Origin of the sequence: Paraburkholderia sp. JPY419 (assembly GCF_050435705.1) — a bacterium.
In the GTDB taxonomy this organism is placed as follows: Bacteria; Pseudomonadota; Gammaproteobacteria; order Burkholderiales; family Burkholderiaceae; genus Paraburkholderia; species Paraburkholderia youngii.
Genome location: NZ_JBNDKV010000002.1, coordinates 890,439 through 913,816 on the forward strand (window position 1 = coordinate 890,439; position 23,378 = coordinate 913,816).

The following is a 23,378-nucleotide window of genomic DNA, read 5'->3' on the forward strand; positions in this document are numbered from 1 at the left end:
GCGTGGCGGTGCAACGACCGCGGACGCGCGTCGATGAATACGTCCTAGCGATCCACTTCGCCGAACACGATGTCCTGCGTGCCGATGATCGTCACGGCATCGGCGATCATGTGGCCGCGGGCCATTTCGTCAAGCGAGGACAGGTGTGCATAGCCCGGCGCGCGGATCTTCAGACGGTATGGCTTGTTGGCGCCGTCCGAGATCAGATAGATGCCGAACTCGCCCTTCGGATGTTCGACTGCGGCATACGCCTCGCCTTCGGGCACGTGGAAGCCTTCGGTGAACAGCTTGAAGTGATGGATCAGATCTTCCATGTTCGACTTCATGCCGACGCGCGACGGCGGCGCCACCTTGTGATTGTCCGTCATCACAGGGCCGGGATTTTTACGCAGCCACTCAATGCACTGTTTCGCGATCCGGCACGATTGACGCATTTCTTCGACGCGTACCAGATAGCGGTCGTAGCAATCGCCATTCACGCCGACCGGAATGTCGAAGTCGAGCTTGTCATAAACTTCATACGGTTGCTTCTTGCGCAGGTCCCACTCGACGCCCGAGCCACGCAGCATCGCGCCGGTCATGCCGAGTTGCAGCGCCCGCTCCGGGCTGACCACACCGATGCCGACCAGACGCTGCTTCCAGATCCGGTTGTCGGTGAGCAGCGTTTCGTATTCGTCCACGCACTTCGGGAAACGGGTGAAGAAGTCGTCGATGAAGTCCAGCAGCGAACCCTGACGGTTCTCGTTCATCTTCGACAACGCCTTCGCATTGCGAATCTTCGACGCCTTGTATTGCGGCATTGCGTCAGGCAGATCGCGGTAGACGCCACCCGGACGGTAATAGGCCGCGTGCATCCGTGCGCCGGACACCGCTTCGTACACGTCCATCAGGTCTTCGCGCTCGCGGAACGCATACAGGAACACCGCCATCGCACCGACGTCGAGCGCGTGCGCGCCGATCCACATCAGGTGATTCAACACGCGCGTGATTTCGTCGAACAGTACGCGAATGTATTGCGCGCGCAGTGGCACGTCGATGCCGAGCAACTTCTCGATGGCAAGCACGTAGCCGTGCTCGTTGGCCATCATCGACACGTAGTCGAGACGGTCCATGTACGGCACCGACTGGATAAACGTCTTGCTTTCGGCGAGCTTTTCAGTCGCGCGATGCAGTAGACCGATGTGCGGATCGGCGCGCTGAATCACTTCGCCGTCGAGTTCGAGCACGAGGCGCAACACACCGTGCGCTGCCGGGTGCTGCGGACCGAAGTTGAGCGTGTAGTTCTTGATCTCTGCCATGACGTTCTCTTAGTGTTTCAGACCGCCATAGCGATCCTCACGGATCACGCGCGGCGTGATTTCCCGCGGCTCGATCGTCACCGGCTGATAAACGACGCGCTTCTCTTCCGGGTCGTAACGCATCTCGACGTAGCCGGAGACAGGGAAATCCTTGCGGAACGGATGTCCGATAAAACCGTAGTCGGTCAAAATGCGGCGCAGGTCCGGGTGACCTTCGAAGACGATGCCGTACAGGTCGAACGCTTCGCGCTCGTACCAGTTGACCGAATTCCAGATATCGACGACGGACGGCAGGATCGGCATGTCGTCGTCCGGCGCGAATACGCGCAGACGCAGACGCCAGTTGTTCTGCACCGACAGCAAATGCAGCACTGCTGCAAAACGCGGGCCGTCGTAAGCGCCTTCAGCATAGGTCTGGTAATCGACGCCGCACAGGTCGACACACTGCTCGAAACCGAGCGAGCGGTCGTCGCGCAGGCGCTTTGCCACGTTGAGGTAGTCGCCAGCCTTGACGACGATCGTCAATTCACCGACCGACTCGGTCACGCTCGTTAGGAGGCCGCCAAAGGCCGCCTCGAGGTTCGCTTTCAGGGTCTCGAGTTTGCTTGCCATATTGTGGGGAGGCTTTGGCCTTATTGACGGGCGATAGTGTTGGTGCGGCGAATCTTGGCTTGCAACTGGATCACGCCGTACACCAGCGCTTCCGCGGTGGGCGGACAACCCGGCACGTACACGTCGACCGGGACAATCCGGTCGCAGCCGCGCACCACCGAGTACGAGTAGTGGTAATAGCCGCCACCGTTCGCGCACGAGCCCATCGAGATTACCCAGCGCGGCTCCGCCATCTGGTCGTAGACCTTGCGCAGAGCGGGCGCCATCTTGTTGCACAGCGTACCGGCGACGATCATCACGTCCGACTGACGCGGACTCGGACGGAACACGACACCGAAACGGTCGAGGTCATAACGGGCGGCGCCCGCATGCATCATCTCGACCGCGCAGCATGCGAGACCGAACGTCATCGGCCACAGCGAGCCGGTGCGCGTCCAGTTGATCAGTTTGTCTGCCGTAGTGGTGACAAACCCTTCTTTCAAGACCCCTTCGATACTCATTTGCTTTCCACTCCAGACGGGGCGGCAAGCCTGGCCACCCACGCAAACCGGCGATTAATCCATCATTCCCAGTCGAGGCCGCCCTTCTTCCAGATGTAGGCAAAACCAAGCAGGAACTCGAGCAGGAAAATCATCATTGCCGTGAACCCGGCCCAGCCGATGTCGCGCAATGCCACGCCCCACGGGAACAGGAACGCGGTTTCAAGATCGAAAATGATGAAGAGAATGGCGACGAGGTAGTAACGCACATCGAACTTCATGCGCGCATCTTCGAATGCTTCGAAGCCGCACTCGTACGGTGCGTTTTTTTCGGTGTCGGGTTTGTTGGGACCGAGGAGCTTGCCGATACTGACCAGTGCTACGCCTAAACCGGTGCCCACAATAAGGAACAACAAAACGGGGAAATAGGCTGCGAGGTTCAAGACAATCCTCAATCGGTTGGTTCTGAGTGCCGTCAGGAGCATAGCACCCCTGACGCGAAATCACTTCCTCAACACGCATGACGTAAGCCCTACAGCCATACGCCAGAAGTGAAAATGCCAGCCGAAGCGAAGCAAGCGGCTGGCATTTAGATAACATTTGGTGCCGACGGCGAGACTCGAACTCGCACAGCTTTCGCCACTACCCCCTCAAGATAGCGTGTCTACCAATTTCACCACGTCGGCACTATATGCAATCCGGGAAAACAACTTGTAAAACCCGCGAATCGCTTCAAGACTTGAATTGTAACTTGTTTAAACAGATTGTTCAACGCACAAGAGCACGCCTACAGAAAATTTATTTCGGCACACCCGTTGCCGGAACCGACGCGGTCGAAGCAGGCACTGCGGGCGATGCCGCCACCGGAGCCGAGCCTGCAGCCGGTGCGGAAGCAGGCGAAGCCGCGATCGGTGCAGTAGCCGCCGCGCCCAGCACGCCTGCCGACGGCTTCACGTGATACGCACCAAGGTAAGTGAGCGCCAAGGTCGTGGCAAAGAACAGCGCCGCGAGCACCGCCGTGGTACGCGACAGGAAGTTCGCCGAACCCGTCGCACCAAACAGGCTACCCGATGCGCCGCTGCCGAAAGCTGCGCCCATGTCGGCACCTTTGCCGTGCTGCAGCAACACGAGGCCGATGACCCCGAGCGCCGACAACAACTGAACGACGATAATCAATGTTTTCAAATACAGCATCACACTCACCTGAGTCTTTATTTAACCGCGCCGCACACGGTGTGTTGCGCGAAAAGGAGTCATCCTCGTCGAGACGCCCTGCTTAACCCGCCACGCTGGTCGCAGCGGCCGCCTTGCAGATCGCCAGGAAATCCTGATCTTTCAACGACGCGCCGCCGATCAGGCCGCCGTCGATATCGTTCTGACGGAACAGTTCTTCCGCGTTGTCCGGCTTCACGCTGCCGCCGTACAGCAACGGTACGTCCGCCGCACCCTTTGCCGCGAGACGAGCACGCAGGAACGCATGCACGGCCTGCGCCTGTGCCGCCGATGCGCTCTTGCCGGTGCCAATTGCCCACACCGGCTCATACGCGACGACGAGGCGAGCCGCGTCCTGAGACGACAGCTTCGCGAGCACTTCGTCGAGCTGACCGCCGACGACCTGCTCGGTCGAACCAGCCTCGCGTTCTTCGAGCGTTTCGCCCACGCACACGATCGGCGTCAAACCCGCCTCGAGCACACGCTGCGCTTTCACCGCGACCAGCTCGGCGCTTTCGCGGTGATACGCGCGACGCTCCGAATGCCCGACGATCGCAAACGTGGCACCGAAGTCCGTCACCATCGGCGCAGCCACTTCGCCGGTGTAGGCGCCATGCGTGAACGCGGAAACGTCCTGCACGCCCCACACGACCGGGCTGCCTTCGAGCAGCGACTGCGCCTGCGCGACATAGAGGCTCGGCACGCAGACACCGACGCGCACGTCGGCCGGCAATTCATTGGCGCCCTGCACCACTGCCCGCAACAACGCGGCGTTCGCGGCGAGCCGCCCATGCATCTTCCAGTTACCGACTACCAGTTTGGCTCGTTGTTGATTAGACATCGTCTCGTATTGTCCTGTCTCGCCAGTCCGACCTGCTCCGGCGCGCGCAAAACGCGCAATTTTACTGCGTGGGGTGGATCGGGTCAAACCGATGGTGTCAAGCCTCCTGACCCCACGTCAACACGATCTTGCCGACGTGGGTGCTGCTTTCCATCAGCGTATGCGCGTCGGCAGCCTGGGTGGCCGGAAACACGCGATGCACCACCGGCTTGATGCGCCCGGCTTCGAGATGCGGCCATACGTGCTCTTTCAATTGCGCGGCGATCTGTGCCTTGAACTCGATCGGCCGTGGCCGCAGTGTCGAACCGGTAACGGTCAGACGGCGACGCAGCACTTCGTTCAGGTTCAGCTCCGCCTTCGCGCCGCCGAGCAGCGCAATCAGCACGATGCGCCCACCGTCGGCGAGCGCCGACAGTTCGCGCGGCACGTAGCTGCCCGCGACCATGTCGAGGATCACGTCGACGCCACGATCGTTGGTCAGCGACTTGATGACTTCGACGAAATCTTCAGTCCTGTAGTTGATCGCCCGTTCGGCGCCGAGCGCTTCGCACGCGCGGCACTTGTCGTCCGAGCCTGCGGTGGCGAACACACGGAAGCCGAGCGCGTGCGCAATCTGGATCGCCGTCACGCCGATGCCGCTCGATCCGCCCTGCACGAGCAGCGTTTCGTTCGCGCCGCCCTCACCCTGGCCGAGCTGCGCGCGATTGAACACGTTGCTCCACACCGTGAAGAAAGTCTCGGGCAAAGAAGCCGCTTCGACGTCCGACAATCCGGCCGGCACGGGCAGGCATTGCAGAAGCGGCGCCGCCGCATACTCGGCATAGCCGCCGCCCGCGAGCAGCGCGCAAACGCGGTCGCCAATCTTCAGACCGAACGGATTGTTCTTCGCTTCGATCGTGCCGCCGACGATCTCGCCCGCCACCTCCAGCCCCGGCAGATCCGACGCTCCCGGCGGCGGCGCATAGCCGCCCTTGCGCTGAAACACGTCCGGACGATTGATGCCGGATGCCGCCACCTTGATCAGCACCTCGCCAGCCTTGAGCTGCGGCGTCGGACGCTCTGCCAGCTTGAGGACTTCCGGGGCACCGAATTCAGTGATTTCGATCGCTTTCATCTGCGTCAACTCCAAGATTGGATTGCGTTGCCTACCCGTTGCTGCCGTCCGCCGTAGCGCTGCGATTCGAATACGCAACGCAATCCATCCTGCATGAAAAACGGCCGGCGTGCATGACACGGCCGGCCGTTTGTCCGTTACCGCCTTACTGCGGCGTCGGTTCGCCTTGCGGCGCGTCGTTCAGCAGTGCCTTCGCCGACAGACGCACACGACCCTTCTCGTCCGTCTGGATGACCTTGACCTTCACCTGCTGGCCATCCTTCAGATAGTCGTTGATGTCCTTGATGCGCTCGTTCGCGATCTCGGAAATATGCAGCAGACCGTCTTTACCCGGCAGGATGTTCACGATCGCGCCGAAGTCGAGCAGCTTGAGCACGGTGCCTTCGTACACCTGGCCCACTTCGACTTCCATCGTGATCGCTTCGATACGACGCTTCGCTTCGGCCATGCCTTCGCTGTTCGTGCTCGCGATCGTGACGACGCCGTCGTCTGAAATGTCGATCGTCGTGCCGGTTTCTTCGGTCAGCGCACGGATCACCGAGCCGCCCTTGCCGATCACGTCGCGGATCTTTTCCGGGTTGATCTTGATCGTGATCATGCGCGGTGCAAACTCCGACAGCTGCGTGTTCGCGCCTGCCACGGCCGAGGTCATCTTGCCGAGAATGTGCATGCGGCCTTCCTTAGCCTGCGCGAGCGCGACCTGCATGATTTCCTTCGTGATGCCCTGGATCTTGATGTCCATCTGCAGCGCGGTCACGCCTTGTTCCGTACCCGCGACCTTGAAGTCCATGTCGCCGAGGTGATCTTCGTCGCCGAGAATGTCGGTCAGCACCGCGAAGCGGTTGCCTTCGAGAATCAGTCCCATCGCGATACCGGCGACGTGAGCCTTCATCGGCACGCCGGCGTCCATCAGCGCGAGGCAGCCGCCGCACACCGAAGCCATCGACGACGAACCGTTCGACTCGGTGATTTCCGAGACGACACGGATCGAGTAGCCGAATTCGTCGGCGCTCGGCAGGCACGCGACGAGCGCGCGCTTGGCGAGACGGCCGTGACCGATTTCACGGCGCTTCGGCGAACCGACGCGGCCCGTTTCGCCGGTCGCGAACGGAGGCATGTTGTAGTGGAGCATGAAGCGTTCGCGGTACTCGCCTTCCAGCGCGTCGATGCTCTGCTCGTCGCCCTTCGTGCCGAGCGTCGCAACCACCAGCGCCTGCGTCTCGCCGCGCGTGAACAGCGCCGAGCCGTGGGTACGCGGCAGCACGCCGGTACGGATTTCGATCGGGCGCACGGTGCGCGTGTCGCGGCCATCGATACGCGGCTCGCCGTTCAGGATCTGGGTACGGACGATCTTCGCTTCGATGTCGAACAGCACGTTGCCGACCGACGCTTTGTCGGCCGCCACGGTACCGGCTGCCGCCGCTTCTTCTTCGAGCTTCGCCGAGGTCGCCGCGTAGACTTCCTTCAGCTTGGTCGAGCGAGCCTGCTTGTCGCGGATCTGGTAAGCGGCGAGCAGATCGGCTTGCGCGAGTTCCGTGACGCGCGCGATCAGCGCTTCGTTCTTCGCGGCCGGCTGCCAGTCCCACTCGGGCTTGCCGCCTTCGCGGACCAGTTCGTGGATCGCGTCGATCGCGGTCTGCATCTGCTCATGACCGAACACGACGGCGCCGAGCATCACCTCTTCGCTCAGCTGCTGCGCTTCCGATTCGACCATCAGCACCGCGCGTTCCGTACCGGCGACGACGAGGTCGAGCGCCGATTCCTTCATCTGCGGACGCGTCGGATTCAGCACGTATTCGTTGTTGATGTAGGCCACGCGTGCCGCGCCGACCGGGCCGTTGAACGGCAGGCCAGACACCGCGAGCGCCGCCGATGCGCCGATCAGCGCCGGGATGTCGGCGGGGATTTCCGGATTCAGCGACAGCACGTGAATCACGACCTGCACTTCGTTGTAGAAGCCTTCCGGAAACAGCGGGCGCAGCGGACGGTCGATCAGTCGCGAGATCAGCGTCTCGCCCTCCGACGGCCGGCCTTCGCGACGGAAGAAGCCACCCGGGATCTTGCCGGCGGCGTAGGTCTTTTCGATGTAATCGACGGTGAGGGGGAAGAAGTCCTGGCCGGGCTTCGCGGTCTTCGCGCCGACCACGGTGGCGAGCACCACGGTGTCTTCGACGTCGACGATCACCGCGCCGCTCGCCTGGCGAGCGATTTCACCGGTTTCGAGGCGAACGTTGTGCTGCCCCCACTTAAACTCTTTGACGATCTTATTGAACATAGTCATTGCTTTTCCTCATCGTAATGCCGCGCGGACCGGAAGCGGCGCGGCAACGCCGGGGCCGGCGCCGCATGGGAAGAGTCGTGCTATGCCATTCCAGAGAGTCACGTGCTGCACGCGCGCGCGAACCGCTGGAATGACACAAAACTCTGCCCTGAAGCCCGGCCTTGTTTCCTGTTACTGCTTTTCTACTGCTGCTCTGCTACTGCTGCTACGCTTGCCCGTGGACGCCGCGCGAACCGGCATACCGCCGCGGATCACAGGCGGTGCGCGTTACACGAAGCGCGCCGTGCAAAAACAAAATGCCTGTATCAGCGAAACTGACACAGGCATCTTGCTGAACGACTGGCCGATTACTTACGCAGACCCAGCTTCTCGATCAGGCTGCGGTACCGATCCGCGTCCTTACCCTTCAGGTAGTCGAGCAGCTTGCGACGGCGGCTCACCATGCGCAGCAGACCGCGGCGGCTGTGGTGATCCTTCGTGTGCTCCTTGAAGTGGGAGGTCAGTTCGTTGATACGGGTCGTGAGCAGCGCGACCTGAACTTCGGGGGAGCCGGTGTCGTTAGCTGCGCGTGCGAATTGCGCGACGACTTCGGACTTCTTGCTTGCTTCAACTGCGGACATGTCAATTTCCTTGATAACTGGACAGGCGGTCACGGAAGAAAGGCCGTGCCGTGGGATACCCGTTTCACAATTTACTGAGCCCCGTTCGTGGCTGAATTAGCTGAATGAGAACTCAGCCGAACAACGGGACGCGTATTGTAGCACAGCCGACATCTGCCGCGAAGCCCGCGCTAGCAAGGCGAATCGCGCATCGCTCAGGGGCGCCGCATCCGACAGACCGTCGGCAATACCGTACGCTCGGCTGATAGCGCCAGCACCGTGCGAAAGCCGTAGCCGGAACCTTCGTTATCGAAATGCACGCCGGGTGTGCTGGCTTTGTCCATCTGCATCACGTAAAGGGGCTGGATCAGCTGATGGTCGTCGGCGCGCATCCAGGATGCGTGAAAACCGTTGTCGATGCGGATTGCCTCGAGCGCTTTCGCGACCGCCGTCGGATCGGCGCTGCCGGCGCGGTTCATCGCGGCGGCGAGTGTGTCGAGCAGCAGTGGCATACGCAGCACCGGATAGTCGTCCTGCGCGGCCGGATAGCGCGCGCGGAACGCCGCGTACCATGCATCGGAGGCCGCGCCGCCGACGTTCGGATGCCACTCGGCCACGGCGATCACGTGACCCACGCCCGCGTCGCCGAGGGCGGCCGGCGCGCCGAGGCTGTTGCCGTAAAACGTGTAGAACTTCGTGTCGAGGCCCTGCTCGCGCGCCGCCTTCACGAGCAACGTCAGGTCGTTGCCCCAGTTGCCGGTGATCACGGCGTCCGCGCCGCTCGCGCGGATCTTCGCGATGTACGGCGCAAAGTCCTTCACTCGACCGATCGGGTGAAATTCGTCGCCGACCACCGCGATGTCGGGGCGCTTCGCCGTGAGCGTCGAGCGCGCGAGGCTGCTCACGTCGTGGCCGAAGCTGTAGTCCTGGTTCAGCAGGTAGACCTTTTTCACCGTCTTGTCGCGCTCGATCACCTCGGCGAGCGCGGCCATCCGCATGCCCGCGTGCGCGTCGAAGCGGAAGTGCCAGAAGCTGCAGTTCGCGTTGGTGAGCGCGGGGTCGTCGGCCGAGTAGTTCAGGAACAGTTCGCGGTTGTCCGGCTCGCGGCTGTTTTGCTTGTCGATCGCGCCGATGAGCGCCGCGGCGACCGCCGAGCTATTGCCCTGCAGGATGTAGCCGATATGGCGATCCGCGGCTGCGCGCATTTGCGTGAGCGCTTCTTCCGCGCTGCCCTTGCTGTCGAGCACGACGAGTTCGAACGGATGCGCGCCGTCCGCGAGCTTCACGCCGCCGCGCGCGTTGACCTGCTCGACGCCGAAGCGCAGATTGCGCTCGACCGCCGCGCCCGCGTTCGCGAACGGGCCGGACATGCCCTCGATCAGCGCGAGCCGGATCGGGGCGCCCGTGGGTTTGCCGGTCGGATTCACCCCCGAACTCGTCGCCTGAGCCACGCCAACGCCCACCGCCGCCATTGAAATCGCCGTCAGCGCAATCGCCGCCGCCCGTTGCCACACCGCCGTCATGGTCGTCCTGCCTGAATCTTCGAAGCGCGGATCATAGAACCACGCGCACGGAATAGGCAAGCCGGCGCATCCGTTCTCCTTTGGAGGCGATCCACGTTCGGGCAGCGCCATTCTTTCGCCACGGCGCGTGTCAAAATGGTGGGTCTCGATGATAAGAACCGCTATTCAAACGCCATCGGAGGAAATACATGTCGAACCGCCATCACCGCACGGCGGCCTCTATCACAACCCCGGCCGGCGCGAGTCTGCGGCGCGCCGCGTTCGTTTGCCTGAGCGTGCTCGCGCTCGCCGGCTGCGCCCAGCCGTGGCAGCAGTATCAACAGGGAGCGGATGCATCGACGGTGATCGCGCGGCTCGGACCGCCGCGCGAAACCTACGACCTGCCCGACGGCGGCAAGCGCCTGATGTGGCCGACCCAACCGATGGGCGAAACCACCACCGCCGCCGACATCGACGCGGCCGGCAAGATCGTCAACATGCGCCAGGTGTTGCAACCCAACGAGTTCTACCGCGCCGAGATCGGCAAATGGACGCGCAGCGACGTACTGGTGAATTTCGGCCGTCCGGTCGAAACGTCGTACTTCCCGATGATGAGGCGCGAAGTCTGGACCTATCGCTATCTCGAAGACAACGTCTGGTACATGCTGTACAGCTTCTACTTCGATGACCAGGGTATCTTGCGCCTCACGCAGAAGACCCCCGACCCGCTGCACGAGCCCGACCGCCGCAGCCTGTTCTGAGTCCCGAGCGCGATCTTCGAACGAAGAACGCTATCTCAAAAAAAGCTGCCTTCCGTAGGCAGCTTTTTTATTCTCCAAGCATCAAGAAGAATTTTATCCTGTTCACGTCGACAACTTCGCAAAAGAAAGGTTATTGTAAACACCGTTCGTGCACCGGCTGACGATCGACCGCGCAACTGCGGTTCCGGTCCGGTGCAAGGTCAATTGCCTCTGTTACGGAGCTGCTACGATGAACCGCCCCAAACACCTGCTGGTCGCCAACGTCGCGTGGGCCCATGAAACCGCGACGCGCAATCCGGCATTCTTTCGCGATCTCATGCGCGGACAGAATCCACACATTCTGTGGATAGGCTGTGCGGACAGCCGAGTGCCCGCCGAAACGATCACGCATTGCGAGCCCGGCGATCTGTTCGTCCATCGCAACATCGCCAACCTGTTTGATCCCGGCGACGACAACGTCGCGAGCGTCCTCGAATACGCGGTGCGAGTGCTCAAGGTCGGCCATGTGATCGTCTGCGGCCACTATGGCTGCGGCGGCGTGCGCGCCGCGCTGCTGCCGCCCGACCCCGCGCTGCCCCATGTAAACCGGCGTATCGCGCCGCTCTGCACGCTCGCGAAAACGCATCGCCCGGAACTGGAGGGCGCGGCGACCGAATCGGATCGCGTCAATCGCCTCGCCGAGCTGAACGTGCTTGAACAGGTGAGGCAGCTACGGGCGAGCCCGATCGTGCACGAGGCTGATCCGGCGCCGCTCGTGCACGGCTGGATCTTTGCGCTCGACGACGGGCGCCTCAAGGTTCTCACCTCCGGCTACAGCGCCGACGACGCGATGAGCTGCCCGACCGCCGCGCACAGCGCGGCCTAGCGAAGCGCGTCGCACCCGCCATTCGAACCGCGGACGGAGCCGACAGCGGAATCCTCTTCGAGCCACCCCTGTTCATCGCCCGCCGCCCCACCTCTCGCTTCTGGACTCCATGGATACTCAAACCCCCTTCTCCGCGCTCCAGCGCGACGTGCTCGCCGGAACGGCCGTTTTTCTGGTGGCGCTGCCGCTTTGCCTCGGCATTGCTCACGCATCGGGCGTCGACCCATTTGCCGGACTGGTGTCGGGCATCATTGGCGGGCTCGTGGTTGCCGCGCTGAGCGGCTCGCGCCTGAGCGTGAGCGGCCCGGCCGCGGGCCTCGTCGTGATCGTCGTCGACGGCATCGCGCGGCTTGGCGGCTTTTCCGCTTTCCTGCTGGCTGTGCTCCTGTCGGGCGTCATCCAGTTCAGCTTCGGCATGCTCAGGGCTGGCCGGTTCGCCGCCTACGTGCCGTCGCCGGTGATCAAGGGGATGCTCGCGGCCATCGGCGTGCTGTTGATCCTCAAGCAGTGTCCCGTAGCACTGGGCCTGTCCGGCACCGCTCATTCCGCCCACCCGGCGGCGGCGCTCGCAACGCCGCTCGGCCCAATCTCGCTGACCGCCGTGCTGATCACGCTGCTGTCGCTTGCGATCCTCGCCGGCTGGGAAACCCGCACGCTGCGCCGCTTCGCTGTCGTGCGCATCATGCCGGCGCCGCTCGCGGTGGTGCTGCTCGGCATCGGCGCGACGCTCGCTCTTGATATCGTCGCGCCATCGCTGGCCCCGCCCGCCGAACGGCGGGTCGCGTTGCCGTCGCTCGAATCGTTCGCGGCACTGCAAGCCGTGCTCGCGTCGGCCGACTTCGGACCACGGTTCGCCCAGCTCATCAATCCAGACATATGGCGCGTTGCGATTACGATCGCCATCCTCGCAAGTCTCGAAACGCTACTGAGCCTCGAAGCGGTCGAACAGCTCGATCCGGAACGCCGCCGCGCACCGCCCGATCGCGAACTGAAGGCGCAGGGCGTGGGCAATCTGATCGCGGGTGCGATCGGTGGCCTGCCGATCACTGCGGTGATCGTGCGTAGCTCCGCGAACGTGCATGCCGGCGCAAAAAGCCGGCTCTCAGCGATCGTTCATGGCGTGTTGCTTCTCGTGAGCGTGTTCGCGCTCACCAGCGTGATCAACCTGATCCCGCTCGCCTGCCTTGCCGCGATCCTGATCTTCACCGGGTTCAAACTCGCCAAGCCGTCGTTGTTCGCCGGGCTTGCGCGACAGGGATTCGCGCCGTTCGCACCGTTTATCGTCACGGTCGTCGGTGTGCTCGTCACCGATCTGCTGATCGGTATCGTGCTCGGCATACTGTGCAGCATGCTGTTCGCGCTGTACGCAAACCTGCGCGGCCCGATCGTGCTCGCGCAGCATGGCGATCACTACCTGCTGTCGTTTCGCAAGGACGTATCGTTTCTCGGCAAGGTGCCGCTCAAGCACTATCTGCAGCAGATTCCGCATGGCGCCACCGTCATCGTCGACGCGACACGCGCCGATTTCGTCGATCACGACGTGCGCGAACTGCTGGATGCGTTCGTCGCGGATGCGCCCCGCCGCGGAATCACCGTCGACCTCAGATATCAGGTCCGCGAGCAGGCGCGCGCAACGAGCGGCTGGTCGCTGCGGCGCACGACAGCGGAGTAGTCCCCGCGTATCGGATCATCGCGCCCGCGCGATGACCGCGAAAAAAAGCCCCGCGGGCCAGGCATCGCGGGGCTTCTCCTTCGATTCACCGTCGAGATTGCGCGCTACCGGCGCGCCATGTTCGCGTTACTCCGAGCGCTGCGGATTCAACTTGTCCGCATTCGAATAGAGTTTGTTGAGCGCCGAGAAATACGCCTTCGCGGACGCCGCGACGATATCCGGATCGGTGCCGGTACCGTTGACGATGCGTCCGCTCTTCGACAACCGCACGGTCACTTCGCCTTGTGCCTGAGTGCCGGTCGTGATCGCGTTGACCGAGTACAGCAGCAGCTCGGAGCCGCTGCCCACTTCCGTTTCGATCGCGTTGAGCGTGGCGTCGACCGGGCCATTGCCGCGTGCTTCACCGGTGATCTCTTTTCCCTCTACCGAGAACACGACCTTCGCATGCGGCTGCTCGCCGGTTTCCGAATGCTGCGACATCGACAGGAATTTGTAGTGCTCCTTCTCGTGCGCTTCGGCCGATTCCTCGTTGACGATCGCGATGATGTCTTCGTCGAAAATCTCGGCCTTGCGATCCGCAAGTTCCTTGAAACGCGCGAACGCGGTATTCAGTTCGGCTTCACTGTCGAGCGCGATGCCGAGCTCCTGCAGACGCTGTTTGAACGCATTGCGGCCCGACAGCTTGCCGAGCACGATCTTGTTCGCGGTCCAGCCCACGTCTTCCGCACGCATGATTTCGTAGGTGTCGCGCGCCTTCAGCACGCCGTCCTGATGGATGCCCGACGCGTGCGCGAATGCGTTCGCGCCGACCACGGCCTTGTTCGGCTGCACGACGAAACCAGTGATCTGCGACACCAGCTTCGAGGCCGGCACGATTTGAGTCGTATCGAGACCGACGTCGAGTCTGAAGTAATCCTTGCGGGTCTTCACCGCCATCACGATTTCTTCGAGCGACGTATTGCCCGCGCGCTCGCCCAGACCGTTGATCGTGCATTCGACCTGTCGCGCGCCGCCGATCCGCACGCCGGCGAGCGAATTCGCGACCGCCATGCCGAGGTCGTTGTGGCAATGCACGGAGAACACCGCCTTGTGCGAGTTCGGAATGCGCTCGCGCAGCGTCTTCACGAGCTGGCCATAGAGCTCCGGCACGCCGTAGCCGACCGTGTCCGCGATGTTGATCGTGGTCGCGCCTTCGGCGATCACCGCTTCCAGCACACGGCACAGGAAGTCCATATCCGAGCGGCTGCCGTCTTCCGGCGAGAATTCGACGTCGTCGGTGAACTTGCGCGCGAAACGCACCGCGAGCCTGGCCTGCTCGAACACGTGCTCGGGCGTCATGCGCAGCTTCTTTTCCATGTGAAGCGGCGACGTCGCGATGAACGTGTGGATGCGGAAATGATCGGCCGGTTTCAGTGCGTCGGCGGCCTTCTGAATGTCCTTGTCGTTCGCGCGCGCAAGCGAGCAGATCGTGCTGTCCTTCACCAGACCGGCGATCGTATGGATCGCGTCGAAGTCGCCGTTCGAGCTGGCCGCGAAACCCGCTTCGATCACGTCGACTTTCATCCGTTCGAGTTGCTTGGCGATGCGGATCTTCTCTTCCTTCGTCATCGATGCGCCGGGCGATTGCTCGCCGTCACGCAGCGTGGTGTCGAAAATGATCAGTTTGTCGGACATGTCGGGCCTCCTCGGGAGTCGTTCAGATGTGGGACTTGGTTTTGGGATAGGACGATGGGCGCCACCGCTGGCAAGGTAGGGCGATCGCGATGATCGCGGCCGGCGCGGACGGAACGCAAAAACGCATAAGGGCGAGAACCAAGCATGATGGCGCGGCGCAGCGAACGGTCTCGCCGACCCGGCAAAATCGGCCACGCCAACGCACTGATCCGACGACTATAGCGGCATTCCAGCCACCACGCAATGCACGCCTGGGCGGCCCGCGGCGCGCTCCGAAGCGGGCTCGTAACAGCATCAGCCAACGAAAAACGGCAGCACCTAGGCTGCCGTTTTTCGTATGTCGCTGCGATGCAGCGAAGTTCGAATCGTCACCGGTCGTGCGACATCGAACGCGCCGGATTGGCCCGGCCGCGCATCGCCTGATACGCCCAGAACACGTAGCCGGACAGACCGTACAGCACGAACAGACCGAACAGCATCAGCGGCGGGTCGGACGACACCAGCACGAACGCGACCACCACCAGCAGGATCACGCCGAACGGCACGCGATGCCGCACGTCGAGCGCCTTGCCGCTGTAGAACGGTGCGTTCGACACCATCGTCACGCCCGCATAGATGGTCAGCACGAACGCGACCCACGGCAGCCAAACGAGCTTCAGCGGCACGCGGTTGTCGGTGGCGAGCCACACGAAACCGGCGATCAGCGCAGCCGCGGCCGGGCTCGGCATGCCCTGGAAAAACCGCTTGTCGACCACGCCGATGTTCGTATTGAAACGCGCGAGCCGCAGCGCCGCGCCGGAGCAATAGACGAACGCTGCGAGCCAGCCCCACCGGCCGAGGTCTTTCAGTATCCACTCGTACATCACGAGCGCGGGCGCAACCCCGAACGACACCATGTCCGACAGGCTGTCGAACTGCTCGCCGAACGCGCTTTGCGTATGCGTCATGCGCGCGACGCGGCCGTCCATGCCATCGAGCACCATAGCGACGAAGATCGCGATCGCCGCGATCTCGAAGCGCACGTTCATCGCCTGCACGACGGCGAAGAAACCGCAGAACAGCGCGGCCGTGGTGAACGCGTTCGGCAGCAGGTAGATGCCGCGCTTTCTGAGGAATTGCTGACGCTGCGCGCGCCGGCTGTCGACGGCCGGCGACTCCGTGACCACCGGCTTGTTGCGACGAAACGGACGCGGCAGCGGTCCGCTGCTGCGAGGTCGACGCGGTTTGAATGCGGCCATTCGGACAACCTCCTGTATGCCGCTTTACAGCTCGGCGAGGATCGTGGACGACGCCGACACCTTCTCGCCGATCGATACGCGCGGGCGGCTGCCCACCGGCAGATACACGTCGACGCGCGAACCGAAGCGGATGAATCCGTAGCGCTGCCCGCGGGTCAGCGGCTCGCCGGCACGGACGTAGCAAAGAATGCGCCGTGCGATCAACCCGGCGATCTGCACCGACGTGACCGTCTGGCCGCCGGCCATCTCGATCACGACCGCGTTGCGTTCGTTTTCGAGCGAGGCTTTATCGACCGCGGCGTTCAGATAAGCGCCGGGAAAGTATTCGACCTTCGAGATCGCGCCGTCGACCGGGGAGCGCTGCGAGTGCACGTTGAACACGTTCATGAAGACGCTGATCTTCAGCGCTTCACGATTCGCATAGGGGTCATGGGCGGTTTCTACCGCGACGATGCGACCGTCGGCGGGACACAGCACCGCGTTGGCCTGCGTCGGAATCGGACGCGCCGGGTCGCGGAAGAACTGCACGACGAAGATCAGGATCAGCCAGAAGAGCCACGCAAAGCCGAACCCCGCGAAGGCGTGAACCAGTAGTGCAACGACGGCCGCGATGGCGATGAACGGCCAGCCTTCTCGCGCGATGATCGGATGAGGGTAATTCATGGATGGCTTCTGTGTTTTTGTAAAACCGTAGGATAGCAAAAGCCGCCCAGGGTTCAGCACCCTTGGACGGCTTTTTGACTGGTCCGGCCGCCGCGCTGAAGGCGCCGCGCCGGACCTCGTGACGTCGAGACGCTTAGTTCTTCGACTGGTCGACGAGCTTGTTCTTCGCGATCCACGGCATCATTGCGCGCAGCTTCGAGCCAACCTGCTCGATCTGGTGCTCGGCCGTCAGACGGCGACGCGATTGCAGCGTCGGTGCGCCAGCCTTGGTTTTCGATGATGAAGCTCTTCGCGTATTCGCCGGTCTGGATGTCGGTCAGCACGGCCTTCATCGCCTTCTTCGTTTCAGCGGTCACGATGCGCGGACCCGTCACGTACTCGCCGTACTCGGCGTTGTTCGAGATCGAGTAGTTCATGTTCGCGATGCCGCCTTCGTAGATCAGGTCGACGATCAGCTTCAGTTCGTGCAGGCACTCGAAGTACGCCATTTCCGGCGCGTAGCCCGCTTCGACCAGCGTTTCGAAGCCAGCCTTGATCAGGTCGACGGTACCGCCGCACAGCACAGCCTGCTCGCCGAACAAGTCGGTTTCGGTTTCTTCGCGGAAGTTCGTTTCGATGATGCCGGCACGGCCGCCGCCGTTAGCCGCTGCGTACGACAAAGCGATGTCGCGCGCCGCGCCCGATTTGTCTTGCGCAACCGCGATCAGGTGCGGCACGCCGCCACCTTGCGAATAGGTGCCGCGAACCGTGTGGCCCGGCGCCTTCGGCGCGATCATGATCACGTCGAGGTCGGCACGGGGGATCACCTGGCCGTAGTGCACGTTGAAGCCGTGCGCGAACGCGAGCGCTGCGCCCTGCTTGATGTTCGCGTGGACTTCCTTCGCGTACACGTCGGCGATCTGCTCGTCCGGCAGCAGCATCATCACGACGTCCGCGCCCTTCACCGCTTCCGCGACTTCCTTGACTTGCAGGCCGGCGTTTTCAGCCTTGCTCCACGATGCGCCGCCCTTACGCAGACCGACCGTGATGTTCACGCCGCTTTCCTTCAGGTTCAGCGCGTGCGCATGGCCTTGCGAGCCATAGCCGATGATGGTGACCTGCTTGCCCTTGATGAGAGAGAGATCGGCGTCCTTGTCGTAGAAAACTTTCATGTCGGTTCCTTGGCTAGATTCAATGATTCAGAAAATTCAGGTACTGCGAATGTTGTTATTACAGCCGGGTGATGCGGCGCTGCCCGCCCTTGCGAAACGCGACGTCAGACCTTCAGAATGCGCTCGCCGCGACCGATGCCCGAGCTGCCCGTGCGGACCGTCTCGAGAATCGCCGTGGAGTCGAGCCCCTCGATGAAGGCGTCGAGCTTGTCGCTCGCCCCCGTCAGTTCGATCGTGTAGGTCTTTTCGGTGACGTCGATGATGCGGCCGCGGAAAATGTCCGACATCCGCTTCATCTCCTCACGTTCCTTGCCGACCGCCCTCACCTTGATCAGCATCAGCTCGCGTTCGATGTGAGCGCCCTCGGTAAGGTCGACCACTTTCACCACCTCGATCAGGCGGTTCAGATGCTTCGTGATCTGTTCGATCACGTCGTCGGAGCCAACGGAGACGATGGTCATGCGCGACAGCGAACGATCTTCGGTCGGAGCCACCGTCAAGGTTTCAATGTTGTAGCCGCGTGCCGAGAACAGACCCACCACGCGCGACAATGCGCCCGGTTCGTTTTCCAGCAGGACGGAAATGATGTGTCTCATGTTTCGCTTCTTCCAGATGTAGTGTCGATGTCTGCGAGCGGAGCGGCGCCGCTTCGTCTGCTTTCGCCTTTTGTGAAGGCGCGCATCACGAAGCCGGCGCTGGAGTTACCCGTGCGCCCCGTCGTTAAAGATCTTCCGAACCCAGGAGCATCTCGGTGATGCCCTTGCCGGCCTGAACCATCGGCCAGACGTTTTCGGTCGGATCGGTCTGGAAGTCGAGAAACACCGTGCGATCCTTCAGGCGCAGCGCTTCCTTCAGCGCCGGTTCGACGTCGGCCGTGCGCTCGATGCGCATGCCCACGTGACCGTACGCTTCGGCGAGCTTCACGAAGTCCGGCAGCGCATCCATGTACGAATGCGAATAGCGCTTGCTGTATTCGATCTGCTGCCACTGGCGCACCATGCCCAGATAGCGGTTATTCAGCGAAATAATCTTGATCGGCAGGTCGTACTGCTTGCAGGTCGACAGCTCCTGGATGCACATCTGGATCGAGCCTTCGCCCGTGATACACAGTACGTCGTCGTCCGGATGGGCCATCTTCACGCCCATCGCGGCGGGCAAGCCGAAGCCCATCGTGCCGAGGCCACCGGAGTTGATCCAGCGACGCGGCTTGTTGAACTTGTAGAACTGCGCGGCCCACATCTGGTGCTGGCCGACGTCGGAGCACACGAACGCGTTGCCGTCGGTCAGCTCCCACGCCTTTTCGACCACGTACTGCGGCTTAATGATGTCGCTCTTGCGGTCGAACTTCAGGCAGTCTTTCGCGCGCCAGCCTTCGATGTCCTTCCACCACTCGGCGAGCGCCACAGTGTCGGGGCCATGCTCGGCCGTCTGCAACTGCTCGATCAGTTCCTTCAGCACTTCCTTCACGTCGCCGACGATCGGAATGTCGACCTTGACGCGCTTGGAAATGGAAGAAGGATCGATGTCGATATGGATGATCTTGCGCGGCCGCGACGCGAAGTGATTCGGATCGCCGATCACGCGGTCGTCGAAACGCGCGCCGATGGCGATCAGCACGTCGCAGTGCTGCATCGCCATGTTGGCTTCGTACGTACCGTGCATGCCGAGCATGCCGAGGAATTTCTTGTCGCTCGAGCGGTAGCCGCCCAGGCCCATCAGCGTATTGGTGACCGGATAGCCGAGCAGATCGGCAAACTGGTTCAGCTCACGCGACGCGTCCGCGAGCACGATGCCGCCGCCGGTATATATATACGGGCGCTTCGCCGACAGCAGCAGCGAAACCGCCTTGCGGATCTGACCGGAGTGGCCCTTCGTGACCGGGTTGTACGAGCGCAGCGACACGCTCTTGATCGGCTCGTACTGGCACGGCGCCTTCGACACGTCCTTCGGAATGTCGATCAGCACAGGGCCGGGACGGCCGGTACGGGCGATGTAGAAAGCTTTCTTGACGGTGGCGGCGAGATCGCGCACGTCCTTCACGAGGAAGTTGTGCTTCACGCAGGGACGCGTGATGCCGACCGTGTCGCATTCCTGGAACGCGTCCTGACCGATCGCGGCAGTCGGCACCTGGCCGCTGATCACGACCATCGGGATCGAATCCATATAGGCGGTGGCGATGCCGGTCACGGCATTGGTGACACCGGGGCCGGAGGTCACGAGACAAACGCCGACCTTGCCGGTGGAGCGGGCATAGGCGTCGGCAGCATGCACGGCGGCCTGCTCGTGGCGCACCAGCACGTGCTGGAACTTGTCCTGCTTGTACAGCTCGTCGTAAATGTAGAGTACCGAGCCGCCGGGATAGCCCCAGATGAATTCGACGTCTTCGTCGGCCAGTGCCTTCATGAGCACGGTGGCGCCGATAGAGTCTGCTTCGTGAGGGGGGGTCGTATCCGACGTGGAGAATTCCGCGCTGGGCATATTCATTGATTCACCTTTCGAATTTTCGGCAAAAAATTGATCGGGTGCTCTCTGCCGGGCTTGTGGCTCGGGTTCAAGCGGCGCGTCCAGTTGACAGGCGGGCTTCTTGGGCCACACCTCAATTGAGACAACTCACTTATGTTGCGAACCAGCGACGATAGCTGTTGGCGCGCTCGCGGTCAAGAAAATATTGCCATTAGGACCCGCGCAGGAGCGCGCGATCGGACAGAATGTGATTGTCATGCAATTGCAAGGTTCAGCAGGTTTCACCCCAATCCGAGCAAAAATTTGTTAGCATCCGCGAGTTTTACGACATTTTTCGACCGATTACGCGCACGCTTGCTGCGCCGACCCCCACACGGATGGCATCAGACAAGGAACTCGCCGATTTTCTGGCGGGCGTCGAAAGGCGCGCGTTCAAGCAGACGGTCTACGCCGTGCGGGACGACGATGCGTCCCTCGACATCGTGCAGGACGCGATGATCAAGCTCGCCGAGAAATACGGCGACCGCCCGGCGGCCGAACTGCCCCTCCTGTTTCAGCGTATTCTGCAGAATGCGACACACGACTACTTCCGTCGTGCCAAAGTACGCAACACCTGGGTTAGTCTGTTCTCGTCGCTCGGCAACGCCGACGACGACGAATTCGATCCGCTGGAAACCTTCGAGGCCGAGGCGGGTTCGGCTGGCGCCGAGAGCAATGAGCAGAAGCTCGAGCGCGAGCAGGTCCTGCAGTTGATCGACGACGAGATCCAGAAATTACCGGCACGTCAACGGGAGGCGTTTCTCATGCGTTATTGGGAGGATATGGATGTCGCCGAGACTGCCGCCGCAATGGGCTGCTCCGAAGGCAGTGTGAAAACGCACTGCTCCCGGGCCACCCACACGCTGGCACAAGCGCTCAAGGCGAAAGGAATCACGCTATGAGCTCCCTCGAAAACACAGAACTCGAGTTTGCGCGTCGACTGCGCCGCGCGCTCGACGAAAACACCGCCAGCCTCCCTCCCGCCACCGTCGACCGGCTCGCCGCCGCGCGTCGCGCCGCGTTGGCGCGCAAGAAGCCCGAAGCCGTCAGCGCGCCGGTGTTCGTGCCTGCGTTCGCTGGCATGGCCGCCGGGCTGCCGCAGAGAGGCTTCGAGCCGCGCCGCCGCTGGTCGCTGCGCCGCTTCGCGCTCGCGTGGCCGCTCGCCGCGCTGGTGGTGAGCCTGATCGGCATCGCGTACTGGGAAGACCAGCAGCGCACCGCCGAACTCGCCGATATCGATGCTGCCATGCTTAGCGACGACCTGCCGCTCAATGCCTATCTCGACCACGGCTTCAACGCGTATCTTTCACGCGCCCACTGAGCGGGAGATTCCTCGGGTGAGTTACAAGCGCGGCCTGGCCGTTGTTTTCGGATGCACGATCGCGGCACTGGTGTCGTTCGTCGCGACCTATCCGCGCTTTCATCCGAGCCCGTCCCCGGCGGGCCATCCGTCGCCCGGCGTCAACGTCGCCGCGCCCGCGCCCGCCCCTGCACTTTCCGTCGACTTGCCCGGCCTGCCCGGCAGCAACAGCCCGCTCGCGTGGTCGCGTCTAAGCGCCGCTGAGCATGTCGCTCTCGCACCATTCGCATCGCAGTGGGATTCGTTCAGCGACGAACGCAAGCGAAAGTGGATCAAGATCGCGTCGCGATACGCAAAGATGTCGCCGGATGCGCAAAAGCGTCTGCATGAGCACATGAGCGAATGGGTGCGCATGACGCCCGATCAGCGCCGCGTCGCGCGAGAGAACTACCAGGTTTCGAAGGAATTGCCGCGCGAAGCGCGCCAGAACGCGTGGAAGGCGTACCAACAACTGCCCGAAGAAACGAAGGAGCGGCTCGCAGCCAGTGAGCGCAAGCGTCGCCCCAGCGTCGTCAGCGCGCCGCCGTCGGCTCGCAATGAGATCAAGGGCATCGACCGGTTCGTGAACGCGCGGGAGCACGGCGCGGGCGCCAGCGCTGCCACGGCGGCGAGCGCCGCGCCGGGCGCCTCGGCACCGGCCGCGGCCTCGCTGCCGGCCACCCCCGCGATTCCGGCGGCGGGCAGCTTCGTGCCGGCGACGCCGGTGCCCGTGTCGCCGGCCGAAGCGCCGGCGATCTTCCACGGCTCCTGATTCCGATCCCGAGCCCATTACGTGTCCCAGTCGCTCGTCACTCCCAGCCTGCCCGCCGCCGCGCCCGGCGGCACGGCGCCCACCGTCCGGCGACGGCTGGCGGCGCTGCTCTACGAAGCGGTCATTCTGTTCGGCGTGGTGTTTCTCGCCGGCTATCTGTTCAGCACGCTGACGCAGCAGCGTAACGGGCTCGCGCATCACAACCTGCTCGCCGGCTGGATTGGCTTCGTGGTTGGCGTGTATTTCGTCTGGTTCTGGACGCATGGCGGCCAGACGCTGCCGATGAAAACCTGGCGGTTACGGGTTGTTGGCGCTGATGGCGGGCCGGTTTCCGTTGGACGGGCGATTGCGCGGTATGTGCTCGCCTGGTTGTGGTTTTTGCCGCCGTTGGCGGTGCATCCGCTTCTTGGCTTGCGGGTGCCGCAGACGCTTGTTTTTGCGGGCGTCTGGTTCGTGGTCTGGGCCGCGAGTGGGCGGTTTGATCCGCAGCGGCAGTTTTTGCATGATCGGCTCGCGGGGACGCGGGTGGTCCAGGTTGTGCGCTAGCGCGCGTGCTGAATGCGTTGCCGCCTTTGGCGGGGTTAGGGCTTTTTGTCTTTGTTCTTGCGGTGTTGGCCTTTCCTTGCTGACTTGTCGGTCTATTGGCGTTGCCCCTGTGCGGGGCGGCACCTACTTTCTTTGCTGCTGCAAAGAAAGTAGGCAAAGAAGACAGCTCGAACCGCTAACTCTTAAGCGGGTCCCTCGGTCCGCGTGAGGTAGTGGTGCATCTGGAATCCGTGCTCCCGCCCATTCCGCGTTCCTGA

Annotated in this window: 22 protein-coding genes, 1 tRNA gene and 1 pseudogene; 7 read left to right on the plus strand and 17 right to left on the minus strand. The window is 62.8% G+C overall.

Annotated elements, in window-relative coordinates; translation table 11 throughout:
- Positions 1-44: 44 nt before the first annotated feature.
- The 11 genes from QFZ91_RS10255 to QFZ91_RS10305 all read right to left on the minus strand — a co-directional run bounded on the left by QFZ91_RS10255 (position 45) and on the right by QFZ91_RS10305 (position 9,959).
- Complete coding sequence (locus QFZ91_RS10255) at positions 45-1,298, minus strand: NADH-quinone oxidoreductase subunit D (RefSeq protein WP_176121309.1); 1,254 nt, start codon at positions 1,296-1,298, stop codon at positions 45-47.
- A 9-nt stretch (positions 1,299-1,307) separates the two neighbouring features.
- Positions 1,308-1,910, minus strand: a complete 603-nt coding sequence (locus QFZ91_RS10260; protein ID WP_176109125.1) for an NADH-quinone oxidoreductase subunit C — start codon at positions 1,908-1,910, stop codon at positions 1,308-1,310.
- Between the two features lie 20 nt (positions 1,911-1,930).
- Positions 1,931-2,410: a NuoB/complex I 20 kDa subunit family protein gene (locus QFZ91_RS10265; RefSeq protein WP_006052903.1), complete on the minus strand. Its 480-nt coding sequence runs from the start codon at positions 2,408-2,410 to the stop codon at positions 1,931-1,933.
- Between the two features lie 62 nt (positions 2,411-2,472).
- The gene (locus tag QFZ91_RS10270) at positions 2,473-2,832 is read right to left on the minus strand and encodes an NADH-quinone oxidoreductase subunit A (protein ID WP_018420012.1); all 360 of its coding nucleotides are present in this window, start codon (positions 2,830-2,832) and stop codon (positions 2,473-2,475) included.
- A 158-nt stretch (positions 2,833-2,990) separates the two neighbouring features.
- Positions 2,991-3,075, minus strand: a tRNA-Leu gene (locus QFZ91_RS10275).
- A gap of 112 nt (positions 3,076-3,187) precedes the next feature.
- The gene (gene secG, locus QFZ91_RS10280) at positions 3,188-3,583 is read right to left on the minus strand and encodes a preprotein translocase subunit SecG (RefSeq protein WP_429567167.1); all 396 of its coding nucleotides are present in this window, start codon (positions 3,581-3,583) and stop codon (positions 3,188-3,190) included.
- A gap of 82 nt (positions 3,584-3,665) precedes the next feature.
- Positions 3,666-4,442 carry a triose-phosphate isomerase gene (tpiA, locus tag QFZ91_RS10285; RefSeq protein ID WP_176109127.1) on the minus strand — a complete coding sequence of 259 codons (777 nt, stop codon included), beginning with the start codon at positions 4,440-4,442 and terminating at the stop codon, positions 3,666-3,668.
- Between the two features lie 97 nt (positions 4,443-4,539).
- Positions 4,540-5,556: an NAD(P)H-quinone oxidoreductase gene (locus QFZ91_RS10290; RefSeq protein WP_429567168.1), complete on the minus strand. Its 1,017-nt coding sequence runs from the start codon at positions 5,554-5,556 to the stop codon at positions 4,540-4,542.
- Positions 5,557-5,701: 145 nt separating this feature from the next.
- On the minus strand, positions 5,702-7,837 hold the full coding sequence (gene pnp, locus QFZ91_RS10295; RefSeq protein ID WP_176109129.1) for a polyribonucleotide nucleotidyltransferase: 2,136 nt from the start codon (positions 7,835-7,837) through the stop codon (positions 5,702-5,704).
- 347 nt (positions 7,838-8,184) lie between these two features.
- Positions 8,185-8,457: a 30S ribosomal protein S15 gene (gene rpsO / locus QFZ91_RS10300; RefSeq protein WP_008920609.1), complete on the minus strand. Its 273-nt coding sequence runs from the start codon at positions 8,455-8,457 to the stop codon at positions 8,185-8,187.
- 194 nt (positions 8,458-8,651) lie between these two features.
- Positions 8,652-9,959 carry a branched-chain amino acid ABC transporter substrate-binding protein gene (locus QFZ91_RS10305; RefSeq protein ID WP_429568620.1) on the minus strand — a complete coding sequence of 436 codons (1,308 nt, stop codon included), beginning with the start codon at positions 9,957-9,959 and terminating at the stop codon, positions 8,652-8,654.
- A 188-nt stretch (positions 9,960-10,147) separates the two neighbouring features.
- On the opposite strand from QFZ91_RS10305, the gene QFZ91_RS10310 reads away from it, so the two are divergent.
- From QFZ91_RS10310 to QFZ91_RS10320, 3 genes are all read left to right on the plus strand, one after another.
- Positions 10,148-10,699, plus strand: a complete 552-nt coding sequence (locus QFZ91_RS10310; protein WP_176380822.1) for a hypothetical protein — start codon at positions 10,148-10,150, stop codon at positions 10,697-10,699.
- Between the two features lie 229 nt (positions 10,700-10,928).
- A complete protein-coding gene (locus QFZ91_RS10315) occupies positions 10,929-11,564 on the plus strand; it encodes a carbonic anhydrase (protein ID WP_429567169.1) in 636 nt (211 codons plus the stop codon).
- 109 nt (positions 11,565-11,673) lie between these two features.
- Positions 11,674-13,236: a SulP family inorganic anion transporter gene (locus QFZ91_RS10320; RefSeq protein WP_429567170.1), complete on the plus strand. Its 1,563-nt coding sequence runs from the start codon at positions 11,674-11,676 to the stop codon at positions 13,234-13,236.
- 126 nt (positions 13,237-13,362) lie between these two features.
- Here QFZ91_RS10320 and QFZ91_RS10325 read toward each other — a convergent pair whose 3' ends face one another.
- The 6 genes and pseudogenes from QFZ91_RS10325 to QFZ91_RS10350 all read right to left on the minus strand — a co-directional run bounded on the left by QFZ91_RS10325 (position 13,363) and on the right by QFZ91_RS10350 (position 20,446).
- Positions 13,363-14,910: a 2-isopropylmalate synthase gene (locus tag QFZ91_RS10325; RefSeq protein ID WP_429567171.1), complete on the minus strand. Its 1,548-nt coding sequence runs from the start codon at positions 14,908-14,910 to the stop codon at positions 13,363-13,365.
- A gap of 368 nt (positions 14,911-15,278) precedes the next feature.
- Positions 15,279-16,148: a CDP-diacylglycerol--serine O-phosphatidyltransferase gene (gene pssA, locus QFZ91_RS10330; RefSeq protein ID WP_176109134.1), complete on the minus strand. Its 870-nt coding sequence runs from the start codon at positions 16,146-16,148 to the stop codon at positions 15,279-15,281.
- A 24-nt stretch (positions 16,149-16,172) separates the two neighbouring features.
- A complete protein-coding gene (locus tag QFZ91_RS10335; RefSeq protein ID WP_115102455.1) occupies positions 16,173-16,811 on the minus strand; it encodes a phosphatidylserine decarboxylase in 639 nt (212 codons plus the stop codon).
- 133 nt (positions 16,812-16,944) lie between these two features.
- Positions 16,945-17,962, minus strand: a pseudogene (gene ilvC, locus QFZ91_RS10340) (ketol-acid reductoisomerase).
- Between the two features lie 104 nt (positions 17,963-18,066).
- Positions 18,067-18,558, minus strand: a complete 492-nt coding sequence (gene ilvN / locus QFZ91_RS10345; protein WP_008920618.1) for an acetolactate synthase small subunit — start codon at positions 18,556-18,558, stop codon at positions 18,067-18,069.
- Between the two features lie 124 nt (positions 18,559-18,682).
- Positions 18,683-20,446 carry an acetolactate synthase 3 catalytic subunit gene (locus tag QFZ91_RS10350; protein ID WP_429567172.1) on the minus strand — a complete coding sequence of 588 codons (1,764 nt, stop codon included), beginning with the start codon at positions 20,444-20,446 and terminating at the stop codon, positions 18,683-18,685.
- A gap of 356 nt (positions 20,447-20,802) precedes the next feature.
- Between QFZ91_RS10350 and QFZ91_RS10355 the strand changes: the two genes are divergently transcribed.
- The 4 genes from QFZ91_RS10355 to QFZ91_RS10370 are packed head-to-tail and all read left to right on the plus strand — an operon-like array spanning position 20,803 to position 23,121.
- Positions 20,803-21,366, plus strand: a complete 564-nt coding sequence (locus tag QFZ91_RS10355; protein WP_008920621.1) for an RNA polymerase sigma factor — start codon at positions 20,803-20,805, stop codon at positions 21,364-21,366.
- Positions 21,363-21,785 (plus strand): DUF3619 family protein, encoded by a 423-nt coding sequence (locus QFZ91_RS10360; RefSeq protein ID WP_429567173.1) that lies wholly within the window; start codon positions 21,363-21,365, stop codon positions 21,783-21,785. The genes QFZ91_RS10355 and QFZ91_RS10360 overlap by 4 nt, the downstream gene beginning before the upstream one ends.
- Positions 21,786-21,801: 16 nt before the next feature.
- Positions 21,802-22,575: a DUF3106 domain-containing protein gene (locus QFZ91_RS10365; protein ID WP_429567174.1), complete on the plus strand. Its 774-nt coding sequence runs from the start codon at positions 21,802-21,804 to the stop codon at positions 22,573-22,575.
- A gap of 21 nt (positions 22,576-22,596) precedes the next feature.
- Positions 22,597-23,121: an RDD family protein gene (locus QFZ91_RS10370; RefSeq protein ID WP_176380816.1), complete on the plus strand. Its 525-nt coding sequence runs from the start codon at positions 22,597-22,599 to the stop codon at positions 23,119-23,121.
- The last annotated feature ends 257 nt before the right edge of the window (positions 23,122-23,378 follow it).

Coding starts and splice junctions, on each gene's coding strand:
- pssA (WP_176109134.1), bottom strand. CDS start 16,148: ATGGCCGCATTCAAACCGCGTCGACCTCGCAGCAGCGGACCGCTGCCG.
- QFZ91_RS10360 (WP_429567173.1), top strand. CDS start 21,363: ATGAGCTCCCTCGAAAACACAGAACTCGAGTTTGCGCGTCGACTGCGC.
- QFZ91_RS10325 (WP_429567171.1), bottom strand. CDS start 14,910: ATGTCCGACAAACTGATCATTTTCGACACCACGCTGCGTGACGGCGAG.
- pnp (WP_176109129.1), bottom strand. CDS start 7,837: ATGACTATGTTCAATAAGATCGTCAAAGAGTTTAAGTGGGGGCAGCAC.
- QFZ91_RS10350 (WP_429567172.1), bottom strand. CDS start 20,446: ATGAATATGCCCAGCGCGGAATTCTCCACGTCGGATACGACCCCCCCT.
- QFZ91_RS10260 (WP_176109125.1), bottom strand. CDS start 1,910: ATGGCAAGCAAACTCGAGACCCTGAAAGCGAACCTCGAGGCGGCCTTT.
- QFZ91_RS10305 (WP_429568620.1), bottom strand. CDS start 9,959: ATGACGGCGGTGTGGCAACGGGCGGCGGCGATTGCGCTGACGGCGATT.
- ilvN (WP_008920618.1), bottom strand. CDS start 18,558: ATGAGACACATCATTTCCGTCCTGCTGGAAAACGAACCGGGCGCATTG.
- QFZ91_RS10315 (WP_429567169.1), top strand. CDS start 10,929: ATGAACCGCCCCAAACACCTGCTGGTCGCCAACGTCGCGTGGGCCCAT.
- QFZ91_RS10355 (WP_008920621.1), top strand. CDS start 20,803: ATGGCATCAGACAAGGAACTCGCCGATTTTCTGGCGGGCGTCGAAAGG.
- QFZ91_RS10320 (WP_429567170.1), top strand. CDS start 11,674: ATGGATACTCAAACCCCCTTCTCCGCGCTCCAGCGCGACGTGCTCGCC.
- QFZ91_RS10265 (WP_006052903.1), bottom strand. CDS start 2,410: ATGAGTATCGAAGGGGTCTTGAAAGAAGGGTTTGTCACCACTACGGCA.
- QFZ91_RS10255 (WP_176121309.1), bottom strand. CDS start 1,298: ATGGCAGAGATCAAGAACTACACGCTCAACTTCGGTCCGCAGCACCCG.
- tpiA (WP_176109127.1), bottom strand. CDS start 4,442: ATGTCTAATCAACAACGAGCCAAACTGGTAGTCGGTAACTGGAAGATG.
- rpsO (WP_008920609.1), bottom strand. CDS start 8,457: ATGTCCGCAGTTGAAGCAAGCAAGAAGTCCGAAGTCGTCGCGCAATTC.
- QFZ91_RS10335 (WP_115102455.1), bottom strand. CDS start 16,811: ATGAATTACCCTCATCCGATCATCGCGCGAGAAGGCTGGCCGTTCATC.
- secG (WP_429567167.1), bottom strand. CDS start 3,583: ATGCTGTATTTGAAAACATTGATTATCGTCGTTCAGTTGTTGTCGGCG.
- QFZ91_RS10310 (WP_176380822.1), top strand. CDS start 10,148: ATGTCGAACCGCCATCACCGCACGGCGGCCTCTATCACAACCCCGGCC.
- QFZ91_RS10290 (WP_429567168.1), bottom strand. CDS start 5,556: ATGAAAGCGATCGAAATCACTGAATTCGGTGCCCCGGAAGTCCTCAAG.